Annotated in this window: 14 protein-coding genes; 6 read left to right on the forward strand and 8 right to left on the reverse strand. The window is 73.2% G+C overall.

Annotated elements, in window-relative coordinates; translation table 11 throughout:
* Positions 1 to 117: 117 nt before the first annotated feature.
* From galE to ABZ714_RS33845, 5 genes are all read right to left on the reverse strand, one after another.
* Positions 118 to 1092 (reverse strand): UDP-glucose 4-epimerase GalE, encoded by a 975-nt coding sequence (gene galE, locus ABZ714_RS33825; protein WP_358829205.1) that lies wholly within the window; start codon positions 1090 to 1092, stop codon positions 118 to 120.
* Positions 1093 to 1258: 166 nt separating this feature from the next.
* Entirely contained in the window at positions 1259 to 2416 is a 1158-nt protein-coding gene (locus ABZ714_RS33830; protein ID WP_358829206.1) for a glycosyltransferase, read from the reverse strand.
* Positions 2409 to 5195: a CDP-glycerol glycerophosphotransferase family protein gene (locus tag ABZ714_RS33835; protein ID WP_358829207.1), complete on the reverse strand. Its 2787-nt coding sequence runs from the start codon at positions 5193 to 5195 to the stop codon at positions 2409 to 2411. Before ABZ714_RS33835 ends, ABZ714_RS33830 begins: the two co-directional genes overlap by 8 nt.
* A 363-nt stretch (positions 5196 to 5558) precedes the next feature.
* A complete protein-coding gene (locus tag ABZ714_RS33840; protein WP_358829208.1) occupies positions 5559 to 7214 on the reverse strand; it encodes a glycosyltransferase family A protein in 1656 nt (551 codons plus the stop codon).
* A 222-nt stretch (positions 7215 to 7436) separates the two neighbouring features.
* Positions 7437 to 7727, reverse strand: coding sequence for a hypothetical protein (locus tag ABZ714_RS33845; protein WP_358829209.1), 291 nt, complete (start codon positions 7725 to 7727; stop codon positions 7437 to 7439).
* Positions 7728 to 7836: 109 nt separating this feature from the next.
* Between ABZ714_RS33845 and ABZ714_RS33850 the strand changes: the two genes are divergently transcribed.
* On the forward strand, positions 7837 to 8208 hold the full coding sequence (locus ABZ714_RS33850; protein ID WP_358829210.1) for an arsenate reductase family protein: 372 nt from the start codon (positions 7837 to 7839) through the stop codon (positions 8206 to 8208).
* 31 nt (positions 8209 to 8239) lie between these two features.
* On the opposite strand, the gene ABZ714_RS33855 is transcribed toward ABZ714_RS33850, so the two are convergent.
* Positions 8240 to 9310 (reverse strand): Gfo/Idh/MocA family oxidoreductase, encoded by a 1071-nt coding sequence (locus tag ABZ714_RS33855; RefSeq protein WP_358829211.1) that lies wholly within the window; start codon positions 9308 to 9310, stop codon positions 8240 to 8242.
* 253 nt (positions 9311 to 9563) lie between these two features.
* Here ABZ714_RS33855 and ABZ714_RS33860 point away from each other — a divergent pair, with 253 nt between their 5' ends.
* The 4 genes from ABZ714_RS33860 (at position 9564) to ABZ714_RS33875 (ending at position 14560) form a co-directional block, all read left to right on the forward strand.
* Positions 9564 to 11135, forward strand: coding sequence for a hypothetical protein (locus tag ABZ714_RS33860; RefSeq protein ID WP_358829212.1), 1572 nt, complete (start codon positions 9564 to 9566; stop codon positions 11133 to 11135).
* A complete protein-coding gene (locus tag ABZ714_RS33865; protein WP_358829213.1) occupies positions 11132 to 12292 on the forward strand; it encodes a hypothetical protein in 1161 nt (386 codons plus the stop codon). The genes ABZ714_RS33860 and ABZ714_RS33865 overlap by 4 nt, the downstream gene beginning before the upstream one ends.
* Before the next feature lie 145 nt (positions 12293 to 12437).
* On the forward strand, positions 12438 to 13460 hold the full coding sequence (glnII, locus tag ABZ714_RS33870; RefSeq protein WP_358829214.1) for a glutamine synthetase: 1023 nt from the start codon (positions 12438 to 12440) through the stop codon (positions 13458 to 13460).
* Positions 13461 to 13870: 410 nt separating this feature from the next.
* Entirely contained in the window at positions 13871 to 14560 is a 690-nt protein-coding gene (locus tag ABZ714_RS33875) for a winged helix-turn-helix domain-containing protein (protein WP_358829218.1), read from the forward strand.
* Positions 14561 to 14656: 96 nt separating this feature from the next.
* Here the strand turns inward: ABZ714_RS33875 and ABZ714_RS33880 are convergent, their stop codons facing one another.
* Positions 14657 to 16219 (reverse strand): PepSY domain-containing protein, encoded by a 1563-nt coding sequence (locus ABZ714_RS33880; protein WP_358829215.1) that lies wholly within the window; start codon positions 16217 to 16219, stop codon positions 14657 to 14659.
* Positions 16220 to 16266: 47 nt separating this feature from the next.
* Positions 16267 to 16950 carry a hypothetical protein gene (locus ABZ714_RS33885; RefSeq protein WP_358829216.1) on the reverse strand — a complete coding sequence of 228 codons (684 nt, stop codon included), beginning with the start codon at positions 16948 to 16950 and terminating at the stop codon, positions 16267 to 16269.
* Positions 16951 to 17065: 115 nt separating this feature from the next.
* Between ABZ714_RS33885 and ABZ714_RS33890 the strand changes: the two genes are divergently transcribed.
* Positions 17066 to 18070, forward strand: a complete 1005-nt coding sequence (locus tag ABZ714_RS33890; protein ID WP_358829217.1) for an NAD-dependent epimerase/dehydratase family protein — start codon at positions 17066 to 17068, stop codon at positions 18068 to 18070.
* Positions 18071 to 18434: the final 364 nt, after the last annotated feature.

Here is an 18434-nt window from a genome sequence, read left to right on the forward strand (position 1 = left end):
GGGGCGCCACCCGGGACGCGATCGCCGACGCGCTCAAGGACACCGGGCTCCCCGCGAAGCTGCTGGAGTACGCCGACAGCGACAACGGCGGCCCCCCTCGGGGTATCACGGGGCGGATCAGCCCTTGCGGTTCCAGCCCTCCCAGGCGGAGGAGATCATGTCCCGGACCTCGTGCCGCGCCTTCCAGCCCAGCTCGGTGTGGATCAGGTCGGCGCAGGCGACGACCTGCGCCGGGTCGCCGGGGCGGCGCGGGGTAACGGTGGCCTCGACCGTGTTGCCCGTGACCTCGTCGATCAGGCCGATCATCTCGCGTACGGAGACGCCCTCACCACGGCCGATGTTGAGCGTGAGGTCGCGTACCTCGCCCGCGGCGGAGAACTCGGCGAGCTTGCGGGCCGCCGCCAGATGGGCGTCGGCCAGGTCCTCGACATGGATGTAGTCGCGGATGCAGGTCCCGTCGGGGGTGGCGTAGTCGTCGCCGAAGATCCGGGGGGCGGCCCCGGCGTCGATCCGCTCGAACACCATCGGCACCAGGTTGAAGACCCCGGTGTCGGCCAGCTCGGGGGTGGCCGCGCCCGCCACGTTGAAGTAGCGCAGGCAGGAGGTGGAGATGGCGTGCGCCTTGCCCGCGGCCCGGACCAGCCACTCCCCGGCGAGCTTGGTCTCGCCGTAGGGGCTGAGCGGGGCGCAGGGGGTGTCCTCGGTGACGAGGTCGACGTCGGGCATGCCGTAGACGGACGCCGAGGAGGAGAAGAGGAAGCGGGTGACTCCGGCCTCGGCCGCGGCCTCCAGCAGGGTCTCCAGACCCTGGACGTTCTCCCGGTAGTAGTACAGGGGGCGCTCGACGGACTCGGCGACCTGCTTCTTCCCGGCGAGATGCACGATGCCGTCGATCGAGTGCTCGCGGAGCACCCGGTCCACGAAGGCGCGGTCGAGGACCGTGCCCCGCTCCAGCACGATGCCCTGCGGCACGCGCGCGGGGTTGCCGGTGCTGAGGTCGTCGAGGACGACGACGTCCTCGCCCGCCTCGGTCATTGCCTTGACGACATGGGAGCCGATGTATCCGGCGCCGCCGGTGATGAGCCAGGTCATTGGGGCATTTTACCAATGGAGGGACCGGCTCCGGCCGATCCCGGCCGCTCCGGGACAGGGCTGTGACACGAATGCCCTGGTAGGGAGCCGGGCCCCGGCGCGGCGGCCGGGGCCCGTGGGATCGGCGAAGGGGAAGCCGAAGCGAGGGCGACGCGGGATCGGACGGTCAGCGGTCGATCTCTTCGAAGACCCGGTCCCAGCGGTCCAGGACCCGCGTCAGCGACAGATGCTTGACGTGCTCGCGACCGGCGGCGCCGTAGCGGGTCCGCAGTTCGCCGGAGTCCATCAGCTCGCCCAGCGCGTCGGAGAGCGCCGGTACGTCGCCGGAGGGCACCAGGGTGCCCGTACGGCCGTGGTCGACGAGTTCGCGTACGCCGCCGGAGAGGTCGAAGCTGACACAGGGGACGCCGCAGGCCGCGGCCTCCGCGAGGGCCATCGGGCGGCCCTCCCGCTCACTGCTGATCGCCACCACGGACAGCTCGCGGTAGACGGCCGCCATGTCGTTGGCCGTGCCCCGGAAGACGACCTGCTCGGCCACGCCCGCGCGCTCGGCGACCCGGCGCAGATCGGCCTCCAGCGGGCCGTCGCCGAAGAGGTGCAGCTCCCAGCCGGAGCGGCCGGGCAGGGCGGCGGCGAACGCCTCGATCAGCCGGTCGAGCCGCTTGATCGGGTCGAGCCGACCCACCGCGCCGATCTTCCTGGTGTCCACCGGGGCGGCGGTGTCCGGGTAGAACGGCAGCGGGTTCGGCATCACGGAGACATTGGGGACCCGCTGGTTGCGGAACTCCTCGGCGTCGCCGTCGCTCAGCACCAGCGACTTCTCCATCAGCGGGTAGTGCCGCTTGATGAGTCCCAGGTTGGGGCCGCGGCGGGCCTGGGCGAAGGACTCGTGGTACTGGCCGATGCCCTTGAGGTGCTGCCACTCCAGGCTGAGCACCCAGTCCGCGGCCCACGGGGAGCCGAAGACGATATAGCCGTCGCGGACGGCGGCCAGCCGCCGGGTGAGGTCGGCCCGGGCGTCGTCGCGCTCGGAGCGCAGCTGACGGGCCTCGGCCCGCCGGGCCGGGCTGATCCGGTTGCCGACGGTACGCGGCCGGGGCCGGGGCGTGCTGGGCTCGGCGAGCAGGGTCGTATGGGCGTAGGAACGCCCGTCGGCGTTGTACGGGAACGGCTCGGGGCTGGGGCGGATACCGATCAGCTCCACCCGGTGGCCCCGGTCGCCCATGCCCTGGGCCAGGGTGTGCAGCACGCGCTGGGAGCCGCCCATGGAGTCCACGTCGATACCGACGAAGAAGACATTGCGCGGGGGGTTGGCCTCAGTCACGGGTACCGCCTTCGAAAAAAGCGTCGACCACGATCTTGCTGGCGTAGCCGGTCTCGTACGAGCAGAACATCTCCTGGAAGCGGGCGTAGCGGTCGGCGTGCCGCTCGGCCACTCCGTCGAGGTCGCCCATGGCGGCGGCGAGCTGGTCCGTGGTGGTCAGCATCGGGCCGGGGGCGATCTCCTCCAGGTCGTAGTACATCCCGCGGTCGCCGCCGCGGTAGTCGTCGTAGTCGTCGGTGTAGAGCAGGATCGGCCGGCCCGTGTTGGCGTAGTCGAACATCAGCGACGAGTAGTCGGTGAGGACGGCGTCGCAGCTCAGCAGCAGATCGTTGATGTCGGGGAACCCGGCGCCGTCGCGGAGGAAGTGCGCGAGGCGGGGGGCGACCTTGAAGCGGTCGTACGGGTGGGCCCGGACGACGACGATCCACTCGTCGGAGAGCGTGGCGGCCAGCTCCTCGAAGTCCACCCGGATCGACTGGCCGGTGCCGCGGGCGGCGTCCCGGAAGGTCGGGGCGTAGAGCAGGACCTTCTTCTCGGCCGGGATGTGCAGCCGCTCGCGGACGGCCGCCGCGCGGGCCCGCTGCTCGGGCTCGGCCCAGCGGACCAGGACGTCGTTGCGGGGGTAGCCGGAGCGGATCAGCTCGGCGTCGACCTCGAAGGCGGGGACGAAGGTCCGCTCGAACTCGGAGCTGGGGCAGACCAGGGAGTCCCAGCGGGCCACGCCGTCGCGGAACGCCTGCTGGTCCGGGGCCGGGGCCTGGCGGAGCGACGGTACGTCGAAGCCCATCGCCTTCAGGGTCTGGCCGTGCCAGGTCTGGAGGTAGCGGGTGCCGTTCGGCTTGCCGTACAGGTAGGGCAGGTTGTGGGAGTCGACCCAGTAGCTGGCGCGGGCGAGGGCCCGGCCGTACGCCCAGCTGCCGCGGCGGACCAGGGGAACGCCCTCGGGGAACGAGGAGCGGTCGCCGTTGTAGGACCACACCACGTCGATGGGGAGGTTGCGGCGGCGCAGCTCCTCGTAGATGTAGCGGGGGTTGTCGCAGTAGCCGCGGCCCTCGGACGCCTCGAAGACGGCGAGGCTGCGCTTGCGGGGCAGCTTGGAGAAGGTGTCGTAGACGGTGGCCTTGCCCTCGTTGCCGGCGAAGACCTTCTTGACCCGGCCGACCTTCTTCTTGACCTTGCGGGCGTACGGACCCATCGGCTGGAGCGCCTTGAGGACGCCCTGGCGCTGCCAGGAGACCTCCAGGCGGCCCTGGCCGCGCAGTTCGGGCCGGACCAGGGCCTCGTGGACGCCGACGGTGTTGTACGTCACCGACGCGCGGTGCGCGGGCAGGCCGTGCGGGGCGAGGATCGGGTCGGCGCGGCGGGCGCCGTCGTACTCCAGGGCGACCACGGGGTGGCGGCGGACGGCGACTCCGGCCTTGCCGACCGGTACCCGGCGCAGGTCGAGCCCGGCCCGGGAGACGTACTGGCCGTCGCCGTCGGGGCGCAGCTCCAGCGGGACGGCCAGGGGCTTGCCGTGGGCGGCGAGCTTCAGGCTGGCCTCGACGCCGTCGGTGATGATCCCGGCGGGGTCGTAGGTGCGGAGGGTGAGCTTGAGGACGGCGCCGTCGGGTACCAGCGACTCGATCTCGTGGCGGATCTGGCCGCCGCTGAGGACCTGGTCGCGGATGTGGCGCTCGTCGAGGTTCAGCTCGGACCGGCCGCGCGGGTCGGTGGGGACCTCGGTGCCCCAGTAGACGGTGCCGTCGTCGCCCTCGCAGACGAAGCGGGGGGCGATCAGCGCGCTGCCCAGCTCGCGGGCGGCCACCTGGAGGTCGGCGAGCCGGCCGACGCGCAGCAGGTGGAGGCAGATCCGCTCCTCGCGGGAGAGCCGGTCGTAGGTCTCTTCGGCGATCTCGTCGAGGTACGGGTTGACCGCCTCGGCGAACTCCTCGATCCACTCCAGATCACGGAAGGGCAGGTCGCCGAGGTAGAGGCGGAAGTCGTGGCGGAGGAACTTGTAGTCCTTCTCCGGGCGCAGGGCGCTGTGGCCGTGCTCCTCGAACCAGGCGTCGATCAGCCGGGCGACCCCGATCCGGTCCCGGACGTTCTGGATCTTGTGGCGGCTGGAGGAGATGGAGACGCTCTCCGGGGCGAGCCGCCAGGTGTAGACGGACCAGGGCACCACGGCGAAGGACTCGGCCAGGGTGTACGCCTGGGCGGAGAACAGCTGGTCCTCGTAGTGGATGCCCTCGGGGAACAAGAGGCCGTTGTCCCGGATGAAGGCGGTCCGGTAGAGCTTGTTGGTGGAGAGGTGGTCGAAGAAGTAGTCGGGCTCCTCCGCGATGCCCTCGACGACCTGCTGCCGGGTGAAGAGCCGCGGATACCAGAGCCCGGTGGTGTCGTTCTCCTCGAAGTACCGGGTGACCTCACCGGTGACGAAGTCGACGCCGGTCTCCTCGGCCACCAGCAGCATGCTCTTGCAGGCGTGCCGGGGCAGCTCGTCGTCGCTGTCGAGGAACATGATGTGCGGCGCGCGGGCGACGGCGATACCCCGGTTGCGGGGGGCGCTGCAACCGCCGCTGTTCTGCTCCAGGCGCTCGTAGCGGACCCGGGGGTCGGCTGCGGCGAGGGCGCGGGCGACCTGCTCGGTGCCGTCCGTCGAGCAGTCGTCGGCGATGATCACTTCGAGGTTGTTGAGGGTCTGGTCGAGTACCGACCGGACCGCTCGGGGGAGCCGCTCCTCATCGTTGTAAACGATGATCACGACGCTCACATCCGGGACATCGCGTGTCGGCATCCGTGTCCTCTCAAAAATGCAGCACACGAACCAACGTGGCACAGGTCGTGGGTCACCGACGTGCTGCCACCGGTGTCTGTAGGCCGCGCAGGCCCCTTTTGCGGATCCTGGCGCGGGGCAAAGATTACCTTGCGGAACGAGTGGGCTCCAAAAGGATCCGGGTAAGCGCCGGGGTTGGAGCCGGGTGAAAGTCAAGTGTCGTGCGGGGGCTTGTGGGGCGCGTTTCACCGGCGCGCGGAGCGGGACAGAAGCGGATTCCGTGACTCCGGGTGGTGGGGCGACTGCGGCGGGCGCGTCCCGGCTCCGGGGCGGGGCGTCTCAGCGGGGCGGTCGGGGCAGCTCAGCAGGGGCGGTCGGGGCAGCTCAGCGGCGGGCGATCAGGCGCCGGAGCCGGCCGCCGAGCACCCGCCGTACGCCTTCGACCCCGTCGGCGGTCCGCAGCACCAGGGCCCGCCGGGGCGAGGCTCCCGCCTGGACGAGGAAGGGGCGGCCCCGCTTGACGACCACCCGGCGGCGGGCGTTCTGCGCGGCGTGGGCGCGGACCTCGGCGGTGGTGGACGAGCCGTCCGCGTACTCGACCCGGACCTCGACCGCCCAGGCGGAGAGCCGCCCGGAGGGCACCAGGTCGTCCAGGGGGACGGCGGGCGTCGCCTCCCAGCAGTCGTCGCCGGGGAGCAGCGGCGCCCGTACGGACAGGGCGGGCGCGGCACCGGAACGCTCGGTGAGGGTGAGGGTGGCGGCGACGGGGCCGAGGGCCGCGAGCCTGCCGTACAGCTCGTGCACGGTGATCGACAGCCGTACGGCGGAACCTATGGTGACCCGGCCGTCGACGGCGACCGGCAGCTCCTCGGGCGGCAGCACCGCCGGCCCGCCCGGCCCGGTCGGCCCGGTCAGACCATCAAGCGGTACGTCGCCGGGGGCGGCGGCGAAGACGGGCTCACCGCCGGGGCCGGTGGCGTACGGCGGGATCAGCCGGGGCCGGGGCGCGGCCAGCTCCACCAGCCGGGGCACCCCGAACGGCTCCGGGGCGTGCAGCAGGGCGGCGGCGGACCAGCGGGCGGCGGGCCGGGCGGCGGCGAGGGCGGCCGGGTCGAACTCCGCGAGATGGGCGCGGGTCACCGTCCACCACGCCGCCCGGTACTCGGCGGAGCGCTGCGGCAGCTCCCGGAGGTACATCGGCAGGTCGTAGTCGACGAACTTGGTCCGCGCGGCGGTCGCCAGCGCGTCGAGTCCGGCCTTCCGGAAGACCTCGACCACCCCGGCGTGCGCGGCGACCCGGTGCTCCCAGTTGGCGATCGACGCCCGGCGCAGGGAGATGGAGAGCGTGGCCGCCCGGCGGCGGACATGCCAGATGTAGACGGGTATGCCGGTGACGGCGATCCGGGGCGCGGCGGCGTAGACCCCGGCCGTGAAGACGAAGTCCTCGTAGTGGAAGGCCCCGTCGGGGAAGGTGAGGCCGTGGGCCGTGAGGAACGAGCGCCGGTAGAGCTTGTTCACGGAGAGTGTGTCGTGGAGCAGCTCGGGATGGTCCGCGATGCCGTCGACGACCGTGCCGGGGAGTTCGGCGCCCTGTTCCCGGTCGTAGATCGCGGGGGCCCAGACCGTTTCCCGGCCGCCGGGCAGCTCACGGCGGACGCAGACCCCGGCGGTGACGTCCGCGCCGTGCTCGCGGGCGGCGGCCAGCAGGCCTTCGGCGGCGCCGGGCACGAGCAGATCGTCACTGTCGAGGAAGAGGACGTGGGAACCGGTGGCGGCGGCGATGCCGTCGTTGCGGGGGGTACCGCAGCCGCCGCTGTTGGTCTCGCGGCGGATCACCCGGACGCGGGATTCGCCGTCGAACGCGGCGAGGGCGGCGGGGGTGCCGTCGGAGGAGTGGTCGTCCACGACGATCACCTCGGAGACGGACTCGCCCTGGGCGAGTGCGGACCGGACGGCGTCAACGACATGCGCGGCGTCGTTGTAGGTGATCACGACGACGCTGACACTGGGCTGACCACCGGGGACGGCTCGCGAACTCATGTGGAAATCCTATGGGACCCGAGGGTTGGTGCGGTACATGACCGTACGGCCTGCGGGGTGCGCGGCGCGGCCATATGGGGGCGCCGGAGGGCGGGGGGTGCCGCCGGGGCGCGCGGCGACCGCGGACCGCCGGAGGCCGGGCGCGCGGTCGCCGCGCGCCCCGGAGACGCCTCCCGGCCCGTACCCCCTCGGAGGGGGCACGGGCGGCGGGAGCGTCAGCGGTCAGCGGCCGTAGCGGATGAGGGCGCGGACCATGCGGCAGGTGGTGTCGGAGGGGGGATGGATGCCTATGTGGTCGGCGGTGGAACGGATCCGGGCGTTGTCGGCGGTCGACGGGTGGTAGACGCCCGAGTCCAGCAGGGCGATCGCGAGGCGCATCGCCTTCAGCCGGCGGTTGTGCGTCACGTACCACTCCCGGGGCTGTCCGGCGGGGAGCGGCTTCTTCGTCAGCGGTGCGGGCGGGGTCGTGTGCGCGCCCCGGGCGGGCTTCCTCATGAGTCTGGATACGGCCATCGACAACCTCCAGCTGCGGTGGCGGGACCATCCCGAACTGTTGTTCATTCTATCGAGCGGCACTGACAATCGGCCCTGGCCAGACGGGGTGCGCGCTACCTTTGTCGCCATGGAGATCTGGATCAATCCGGCCTGCTCGAAGTGCCGTACCGCCGTCCGGCTGCTCGACGGCGAAGGGGCCTCGTACACCGTTCGGCGCTATCTGGAGGACGTCCCTTCGGCGGCCGAGATCCGGGAGGTGCTCACCCGGCTCGGGCTGGAGCCGTGGGACGTCACCCGGACCCAGGAGACGGCCGCGAAGGAGCTGGGACTGCGGGAGTGGCCCAGGGACGCGGCGGCGCGCGAGCGGTGGATCGAGGCGCTGGCCGGGCATCCCCGGCTGATCCAGCGCCCGATCATCACCGCCGACGACGGCTCCGCCGTGGTGGCCAGGACCGACGAGGCGGTCATGGACGCGCTGCGCCGGGGCGGCCGGGCCTGACGGCCGCCCCCGGAGCCGCGGGCCACTCGGCCTACTCCGGCTTCGCCGACCCTTCGGCGGCCCCGGACACCTCGGACGTCTCGGCGGTTTCAGCGGTTGCGGCGGTTGCGGCGGTTGCGGCGGTTGCGGATATCTCGGACATCTGGGCCTCCGCCGTGGCGAGCAGTTCCGTCAGCCGGGTGCCGAAGTGGATGTCGCAGGGGTGCGGGCGGCCCGTACGGGCGCTCTCCAGCAGGGCGTCCAGGGCGTCCCGGAACGCGGCCACCGGGTCGGACCACTCGGGCATGACCGTCGTACCGCTGTCCCCGAGGCATTCCACGATCACCGCCGCGGCCTTGGGCGGCGCGCTCAGCCCCAGGGTGGCCGTACTGGACGCGCCCGAGGAATGGCGCAGTACGAGATGGGCCGTGCCCTCGGGGCCGGGGGCCGCCGTCACGGCGGTCACCTCGCCCAGGACCGGTATCAGCACGGAGAGCATATGGGGGCCCAGATCCCACAGGCCGCCCCGCTCGCGCCGCCAGGGCGACGCCGCGTACGGACTGGTGCCGCCCGGGGCGTAGAGCGCGCCGAGCCACTGGGCGCGGGCCGTGAACCAGCCCCCGGTCGCGATCTGCTGGTCGATCCAGAGCCTGGTCTCCCGGGCGAACCGCAGGGTGCAGAACACCACGGAGGCGACGCCCGCGCGGGCCACCGCGTCGGCCGCCTCCCGGGCGGTGGCGACATCCGTGGCGACCGGCTTGTCCAGCAGGACATGGCGTCCGGCCCGCGCGGCCCTGGCCGCCAGGGGGGCCTGGACGTCCGGCGGCAGGGCGAAGGCGGCGGCGTCACAGGCGGCGAGCAGTCCACCGATGCCGTCCTCACCGCTGTAGGCGGTGGTGCCGTGGGCCTCGGCGAGGGCCCGCGCGGCCTCCGGGCGGCGCGCCCAGACGCCCGCGAAGTCGACGCCGTCATGACCGGCGATGGCCGGGGCCTGGGTGGCCTCGGCCCAGGGACCGGCGCCGAAGAGGCCGACCCGGGCCCGGCCGGACGGAGCCGTCACCCCGGAGTCCGGGTCCGGGTCCGGCTGTCGCGATGTCGTCGTCGTGGAAGTCATGGTCCCCATACGTCCTGTGGTCGTCCGCCGTGTCGTGCGATGCGATGCGTAGGCGATGTGCCGTGACCCAGTGTGCCGATCGCCCGGCGTCCGGCCCCGGGTTTATCCACAGGACCGTGAGATTCATATGATGTTACGTTGAGCCGCACCGGCCGCGGGACTCCGGTACGACTTCCGAAACTTGCCTTTGAAGCACTGTCGACGCTGTTCGCACCCCCATTCCCCGGCCGGTTTCCCTTACCCCGCGCCCCTTGGGGAGACCATGGCTCCGTCGACCGCCGACGAGACCTGTGCCGATCTCGTGGCAGCAGAGGACGTACTGCTCTTCGTCAACGCGGCGGTCACCGCCACCGGGCAGCGCGAGTTCCGGTCCGAGGCGGCCGGGCAGCGGCTGTCGCTGGGCTTTTTGCACGAGTACGTCCGGGTCAACTACCGGCCCCTGTACGCGGCCGCCCTCGCGCTCGACATCAACGACCACAACGCGGCCCTGATCGTGGAGGGGCTGCTGCGCACCGCGGGCGAGGCCACGGCGGAGCAGAAGCGCGCCGAGGGTCCGCTGATCGCCGCCCGGCTCGCCGTGCTGCCGCCGCAGCGCGTGTACCGGCTGTTCCGGGCGCTGCGCGCGGCCGGGGTGAACAACCGCAGGACCCGGGCGATCCAGCGGGACTGGCTGGCGGCCCGGCCGGACCTGGGACACGACGCGGTCAAGTACCGCCGCGGTCTGAAGTCGGCCGTACGCCACGTCCATCTGCCGTCCCGGGTGCTGGAGGCGGGCCCCGGTGTCTCTGGTGCCCCCGGTGTCCCCGGCGAGCTGGGCGACTTCCTCTTCCGGCCCCGGGCCCGGGTGCGCTACGGGCATCCGCTGCTCGACGCGTACCGCCGGGCCCGGTACGACCAGCGGGCCGTCTACGAGCTGCCGTTCACGGTCGCCGCCGGTTTCGCCGCGCGCCACCGCGTACCGCGGGACCTGTTCCTGGAGCGGGCCGCGCCCCGGATGACCCGGCTGGAGCGGCTGCGGACGGCCGGGGCGACCGGGCTCGCCGACGACCGGCTGGCCGGGATGCCGCTGACCCGGCTGGCGCTGTACGTCCTCTCCCTGCCGCTCTCCGAACGCCGCGCGCGCCGGGCCGGGCTGGAGCGGGCGCTGCGGACCGCCGCCCTACGGGCCGCGGGCTCCCACGCCGGGACCTGGGGGCGGGTGTCGGCCGTGCTGGACGACAGCCATTCCTCGTACGGCTCCGGAGTCAAGCGCCGCCGTCCGCTCGCGGTCGCCGTCGCCGCGCGCTTCCTGCTGGGCGCGCTCGCCGCCGAGGGCGCGTACCGCGGCCACTGGACCTCGGGGCGGGCCGATCCGCTGATGGCGCGCCCCTGGGGGCCGACGCCGCTCGGGAGCCGGATCCTGGACGCGCTGGAGGATTCCCCGGACCGGCTGGTGATCGTCTCGGACGGCTGGGACAACGCGCCGCCGGGGCTCGCGGGTGAGGTGCTGCGGCTCTGGCGGACCCGGCTCGATCCGGCGCGCCGGACAGTGGTCACCCATGTGAACCCGGTCTACGAAGCCGACGCCTTCGACGTCCGGCGGCTGGCGCCTTCCGTGCCGACCGTGGGGATCCGGGACGCGGAGGACCTGGCGGCGCTGGTGGAGATCGCGCGGTTCACCGAGGGACGTACGGACGCGGCCGAACTACGGGCCTATCTGGACCGGCGTACGGAGCTGTTCCTCCGGTCCGGATCCGGGACGTCCGGTACCCGGGGGGCTGGGAACGGCCGGACGGCAGAGGTGCCGTCCGGGAACGGCCGGTCAATAGAGGAGCCGGACGGGGAGGGCCGATGAGCGTTCTGGACATGACCGGTCTGACGACCGGCCCGGCACAGGTGTGGGGCGGGGTCCGGCTGGTGCCGCTGCTGCGGGCCGCGCCCGTCGAGGGCCTGCGGCTGTACCGGGGTCCCGGCGCGGCCGGGCCCGGTGGGGACCCGTGCGAGGGGGAGGTCGCGTACGTTCCGCACGGTCTGGTCGCCGACTGGTCGGCGGCGGCCGGGAACGGCGCCGACGGCGACGGGGAGGGCGGGGCGACCGCCGCGTACGGCACCCGGCTGGGGTTCGGGGCGGCGCGGCCGCTCACCGTACCGGTCTCCCCGCGACGGCTCCCGGTACGGCGGCTGCGCGGCCCGGCCCGGGGCGGCGGCGGCCGGGCGCGGGAGGACCGGCTGCGGTTCCTGCCGCTCCAGCTGGCGCTCGGCGGCTATCTGGCGCTGCACTTCCGCCGTCCGTCCGTGGCCTGGGAGACCTGGTCGCGCGAGGCGCTGACGCGGGGTCTCTCCCCGCGCGAGCAGGCGGCGTACGCGGGCATACCGGTACCGGGGCTCGACGAGGCGCTGCGGGTGTTCGAGATCCATCCCGGGCAGTGCGGCGTACTGCTGTACACGGCGGACGATCTGGCCGGTGCGTTTGTCGTACCGCATCCCGAGGACTACCGGGCGCTGCACACCACTCTGGTCGAGGATCTGTACGGCGAGTCGGTACACCATCACGCCGTCTACGGCCGTCCGGTCCCGGCGTTCGAGGCCCGGCTGGGCAGCGGGCGGGGCATCCGGGACCTGGCGGATCTGCGGGCCGCCGCCCGGCGGGCGGAGGCGGCGTGGGCGCGGGGCCACGACGCGGTGATGGCGGCGGGGCTGCTGGCCGGCGCGTACCGGTTCGAGCGGGTGTACACCCTGGGCGGGTTCACCCTGGAGCGGTTTCTGCCGCCGTTCGTCCCCGGCCGGGAGCAGCACATCGGCGAGCTGATCCGGGACCACAAGGGGCGGACGGTGTATCTCAAGACGTTCCGGCTCTCGGAGGCCCAGGTACGGCGGGGGCATCTGCTGGACACCCTGCGCGGGGCGGACTGGGATCCGGAGCGGGCCGCGCGGGCACTGGGGACGACCGCCGACGAGCTGGCGCGGCGGATCCGGAGGACAGGTCTGGAAGCGCTGCTCCGGCACGGATAGGCGGGCCCGGCCACGGGCGGCCCGGCCGGGCACGGCCCGGGGCCCACCGGATGGGCGTAACACAGGGTTCACAAACGGGCAACCGGCGAGAAATCGCCCCTTGCCAAGCTGCGGTGGACCCGCCGCACCCGCAAAGGACGACACCGTGACCTTCATCAAGGCCGAGTACATCTGGATCGACGGCACCGAGCCGACGGCGAAGCTGCGATCGAAGACCAGGATCCTTCAGGCCGGGGCCGAGCCGCCCCTGTGGGGATTCGACGGGTCCAGCACCAACCAGGCCGAGGGCCACGCCTCCGACCGCGTACTGAAGCCGGTGTTCAGCTGTCCCGACCCCCTTCGCGGCGGTGACCACGTCCTCGTGCTCTGCGAGGTCCTCAACACGGACATGACCCCGCACTCCTCCAACACCCGGGCCGCCCTGGCGGAGGCCGCCGAGCGGTTCGCCGCGCAGGAGCCGGTCTTCGGGATCGAGCAGGAGTACACCTTCTTCGACGGCGACCGCCCGCTCGGCTTCCCGGTCGGCGGCTTCCCGGCGCCCCAGGGCGGCTACTACTGCGGCGTCGGCGTGGACGAGATCCACGGCCGGGACGTCGTCGAGGCCCACCTGGAGAACTGTCTGAAGGCCGGACTCGGCATCTCCGGGATCAACGCCGAGGTCATGCCCGGACAGTGGGAGTTCCAGGTCGGCCCGCTGGCCCCGCTGGAGGTGGCGGACCAGCTCTGGGTCGCCCGCTGGCTGCTCTACCGCACGGCGGAGGACTTCAAGGTCTCCGCGACGCTCGACCCCAAGCCGGTGAAGGGCGACTGGAACGGGGCAGGCGCGCACACCAACTTCTCGACCCGGGCGATGCGGGAGTCGTACGACGCCATCGTCACGGCCTGCGAGTCGCTGGGCGAGGGCTCCAAGCCGATGGACCACGTCAAGAACTACGGCGCGGGCATCGACGACCGGCTCACCGGGCTGCACGAGACGGCCCCCTGGAACGAGTACAGCTACGGCGTCTCGGACCGGGGCGCCTCGGTCCGGATCCCCTGGCAGGTGGAGCGGGACGGCAAGGGCTACATCGAGGACCGGCGGCCGAACGCCAACGTCGACCCGTATGTCGTCACCCGGCTGATGGTGGACACCTGCTGTACGGCGCTGGAGAAGGCCGGCCAGGTCTGAGCCCGCCCCGCCGCCGGGGTCCCGCCGGGGATCCGGCGGGCAGGGGCCGAGGTCACGGATGAAGGGGTGTGCGCCGGACGGGCGTACACCCCTTCGGCGCGTCAAACCTCTTGCGAGTGTGATGAGATACGCGTCTCGGTCCGTGGGCATCGCCCTCCTGCGTGCGGTGTTCATCTGGTTCAATGAGCCCATGACCGGCTCCCAGAACCCCACGACAGGTCCCAGCGACCTGGAGCCGTTCTGGCCTTCCCGGCAGCACCACGACTTCGACCGGGTGTGTTGCCGCGCGATGAACGCGCGGGCCCTCTAAAACCGGTTTCCCGGCCTTCGGCCAGCGCGCACGACGTACGTCCGTACCACCGACTCGTCGAATCCTCCGCGCGAAAGAGAGCTGACCTCTCATGGCGAACATCGTCAACTCCCGCACCTTCTCGGCGGCCACCGCCGTTCCACCGCGACATTCCGCCGCCCCGGGCCGGGCCGGGGCGCTGCCGGGTCCGGCCCGCGCGGCCCGGCACCGGCTCCGGGCCGTCGACCCCGACGAGGTCGTACCGCCCGGAACGCTCCGTTCCCTGACGGATCTGCTGCCGCCGGGCGCCACCTGGCTGCCCGCGCCGCAGAGCCAGGTACCGACCCTGCCGGGACGGCCGCCGATGGTCGGCTATCTGGTCCTCGTCCCGGCCGACCAGCTGCCCCCGGCCGCCCTCGCGCCGGTGGCGGCCGGCGCCGCCGGGGCCCCGGCCGCGCGGAGGCCGGACCAGGCCGGAGAGCCCGCGGGACCGCTGACCGGACCGCCGGCCGGGGTACCGGGCCGGGCGGACGGGCCGGTCGGCATCGATTCCGCGGAGCGGGTGGCCCGGGTGGACGGGCAGGCCCTCGATCTGACGTATCTGGAGTTCGAGCTGCTGGCCCATCTGGTGGCCAGGCCGCACCGGGTGCACACCCGCGACCACCTCGTCACGACGGTCTGGGGGTACGGACACGTCGGTGACGGCCGGACCGTCGACGTCCATATCGCCCGGCTGCGGCGGAAGCTGGGCCCCGAGCACCGGCACACGATCCAGACGGTTCGCCGGGTGGGGTACAAGTACGCGCCCTGACCGGGGCGTACGCCCCCGGCGTGAGACCGAGCCGTCTCAGGGGTCGGGACCCTCGGTCTCGTATCACGATACGAGACCGAGGGTCCCGGCCCTTTCTCAGACGCCCGCCTGACGGGACCTGAGCCGGGCGACCGCGCCCAGGGTGAGATCCACGGCCAGGAAGACCAGCAGGCTGATCCCCAGCAGCGGTACGAACCAGCCCACCAGGACGACCGCGGCGGCCAGCGGCAGCAGCAGTACGGGCGGCACCTTCCGCCAGGCGCCGCGCGGCACCGGACGGCCGCCGAGCGCCCGGCCCTTGGTGGGCCGCCGCTGCCACCACATCCGGTAGCCCCAGAGGATCACCAGGATCAGGGCGGCGGCCAGAGCCGCCAGGACGAGCTGGTTGGCCAGGCCGAACAGCACTCCCATATGGGCGTCGATGCCGTACCGGGTGGCCTTGGCGAGCAGCGGGTAGTCGGCGAACCGGAGTTCGTCGACGATCGCGCCGTCGGCCGGGTCGACGGCGACCGAGTCGAGCCGGACCGGGAAGGCGGTGTCCGTCTCCTTGATCACATAGCCGGTCCCGGCGGCGGGCAGGGTGATCGACAGCGGTCCGTCGATCCCGGCCGCGCGGGCCGACTCCAGCGCCCGGTCGATCCCGATGTCCGCGCCCTGGTAGGCGCCGCCGTGGTCGGCGCCGTGGCCCGCGTGTCCGCCGTCGCCGCCGCCCGAACCGCCGCCGAGGGTGGCGGAGACCGCCGGGGTGGACCCGCCGAGCTGGTCCTGGACGGCGCCGATGTTCTCCCCGGCGTACCGCGACCAGGTCAGTCCGGTCGCCGAGAGCACGACCAGCCCGAGCACGGCCCACACACCGACCGTGCCGTGCCACGACAGGGTCCTGCGACGGCCCTTCGTCCCGCGTTCGGGCAGGAAGAGGTCCCGCCGCGACGCCCGGCGGCGGCCGATCCACAGGGCCAGCCCGCCGAGGGCGACCACCCAGAGCCAGCTCGCCGCCAGCTCGCTGTAGTTGCGGCCGAACTCGCCGAGCCGCAGATCGCGGTGGAGTTCGTCGAGCCAGGTACGGAGCGGCAGTGCGCCCGAGCTGCCGTACGAGGGCAGCTCGCCGCGCACCTTCCCGGTGTGCGGGTCGACGAAGACCGCGAGGGTCGTGCCCTCAGGGACACCCGGGGCGTCCATCAGGACCCTGGTGGTGTCCCGCTCGCCGGTCGCGGGCCGGACGGCGACGACGGTGCCGTCGGGCCGTACGTTGCGGGCGGCGGCGATCTGGTCGGCCAGCGGGAGCGTGCCCTCGTAGCGCTGGCCCGCCGGGACGGTCAGCTCGTCGCGGTAGACGATCCTCTCCGCCTGGAAGGAGAGCGCGTAGAGCAGTCCGCTGACGGCGGCGAGGAGGATGAAGGGGGCGACGAGGAGCCCCGCGTAGAAGTGCGTCCGGAGGACGAGGGGGCGGAGTCGGCTCCAGGCCGAACCGGTGGGCGCCTCGCGTTCCGACTCGGTCCGCTCGGGCTCTGCGGGCTCGGCCGACTCAGGCGACTCGGCGGGCTCGGCGGCAGTCGGCTCGGCGGCGGACTCGTCGGCCGCGGGCGGCTCGACCGAGGGGGATATCTCCGGCTTTCCGGGTCTTTCGGGGCTGCCGGGGGCAGCGGTGTCAAGGGTCATGACGATCCCGTTCGCATCTGTCTGGACAGGGGGAATCGGCCCCCGGGTCAGACGGCTGCTCCAGGGGCCGCGGCTCGGATGCGGAACGGGTCCGGCGGACCCCGGCGGATCAGGGTGTGGCCGAGGACGACGATCCCGCCGGGGCGCTCGGCCGCCGTGGTCCGGGGCGCGGCGGCCCGGCCGGGAGCCTCGGGCGTACGGACCGCCGCGAACAGCGCCTTGAGCGGGACGAAGGCCAGGGCGGCGAGGGCCCGGGCCAGTTGCAGGAACGCCGCCTCGCCCCGGGAGAGCCAGAGCCCGCAGACCGCGGCGGCCAGCAGATGGACCGCGATCATGCCCGCCCCGGTACCGGACAGCACATCGGCGGCGTCGGGCAGGAACCGCGCGCTCCCGCCGGGCCGAGTCACTGGGGTGCCGTGTTCGAGGGCCGCGAGCGGTTCGGGCCGGGGCCCCCGGTGGCCGGCGGGCGCGGCGTGCCCCTGGGCGCCGGAGTAGAGGAGGTGCATCGCGGCCTGACCGGCGAGCAGCCCCGTACCGATGGAGAACGGGCCGCGACGACGGCCGCCCGCGAGCCAGCCGGTGACGGCGGCGACGACGAAGGCGGGCAGCAGGACGGCGGACGGAAGTTCATGTCCGGACATCCAGATATGCCCCGTCGCGGACAATGCCGTACACACCGCCGCGAAGATCGCGGCCCGGAGGGCGCGCAACGGCGGCCGGGCGTCGGACATGGTGGCCCCATGCTGCCACTGTCGTGTTACAGCCGTAAGGCGTGGGGCGCATGGGGCTTTACTCCATCAGCGGAAGGGCTGGTCAGCCGGGCGCGCCGGGGGCAGGGTCGGGTCCATGAGACTTCTGATGCTGGGTGGAACGGAGTTCGCCGGGCGGGCGGTCGTGGCGGCGGCCCTCGACCGCGGCTGGGACGTGACGGTCTTCAACCGGGGCAACCGGCCCGCGCCCGAGGGTGTGACGGCGCTCGTCGGCGACCGCACCGCGCCGGGCGGTCTCGCGGCACTCGCCGACGGGACGTGGGACGTGGTGGTCGACACCTGGACCGCCGCGCCGACCGCCGTACGGGACACGGCACGGCTGCTCGCGGACCGGGCGGGCCGCTATGTCTATGTGTCGAGCTGTTCGGTCTACGCCTGGCCCGCGCCGCCGGACTCCGACGAGTCCGCGCCGGTCGTCGCCGCCACCGAGGACGACCAGGACGTGCCGTACGCCGAGTCGAAGCGGGGCGGTGAACTCGCGGCGATCGGGGCGTTCGGGGCGGACCGGTCGCTGCTGGTCCGGGCGGGGCTGCTGCTGGGGCCCTGGGAGAACATCGGCCGGCTGCCGTGGTGGCTGGCCAGGGCCGTCCGGGGCGGTGCCGTACTGGCGCCGGAACCGGCGGACGCGCCCGTGCAGTACATCGACATCCGCGATATGGCCGAATGGATCCTGTCGGCGGCCGAGGCCGGGCTGAGCGGTCCGTACAACATGGTCGGCGCACAGCGGGGCGTGACCTTCGGGGACGTGTTGGCGGAGTGCGTACGGGTCACGGCTGAGGCGCGGGCGGCGGCCGGGCCGGAGGGGCTCGAACTGCGGTGGACCCCGGCGCGGCGCATCCTCGACGCGGGGGTGTCGCCCTGGACCGATCTGCCGATCTGGGTACCGCCGGAGGAGGCGCCGGATCTGCTGGGGGCGCTCTACACCCTCGATGTGAGCCGGGCCATGGCGGCGGGGCTGCGATGCCGCCCCCTGGCGGAGACGGTGGCGGACACCTGGGCCTGGCTCCGGAGCCTGCCGGGACCGCCGTCGAACCGGGGAGTGGGCATCTCCCCCGAGAAGGAGGCGGAGCTTCTGGGGTGACGGGGGCGGGGCCGTAGGCGCGGGCCGGTCCGGCGACGGGTCCGGTGACAACTACGGGTCCGACGGCGACCACGGCACCGACGCCGGATGGGAAGTGGCCCGGCCCGGTGGGGCGCCCGCGGTCGCCGGCGTCCGGATGGCCGGATTCCGGGATCGCCTCGGCCGGGCCATGGACCTGCGGGTACTGCCTCAGCCCGCCGTGGTCGTCGTCCTCGGTCCGGGGAGCGCCCCGTTCACGGTCGAAGGCGCCACCGGACAGCGGTCGGCGGCTAGGGCGTGTCCGGAAAGTCCCGCCTGGCCCGCGACGCCCGGCACGCACAATCGCTGTGTTGTCGGGATTCCCAAGTACGTCCAGTACGAGGGA

This window comes from Streptomyces sp. NPDC006798, from assembly GCF_040635975.1.
Classification (GTDB): domain Bacteria; phylum Actinomycetota; class Actinomycetes; order Streptomycetales; family Streptomycetaceae; genus Streptomyces.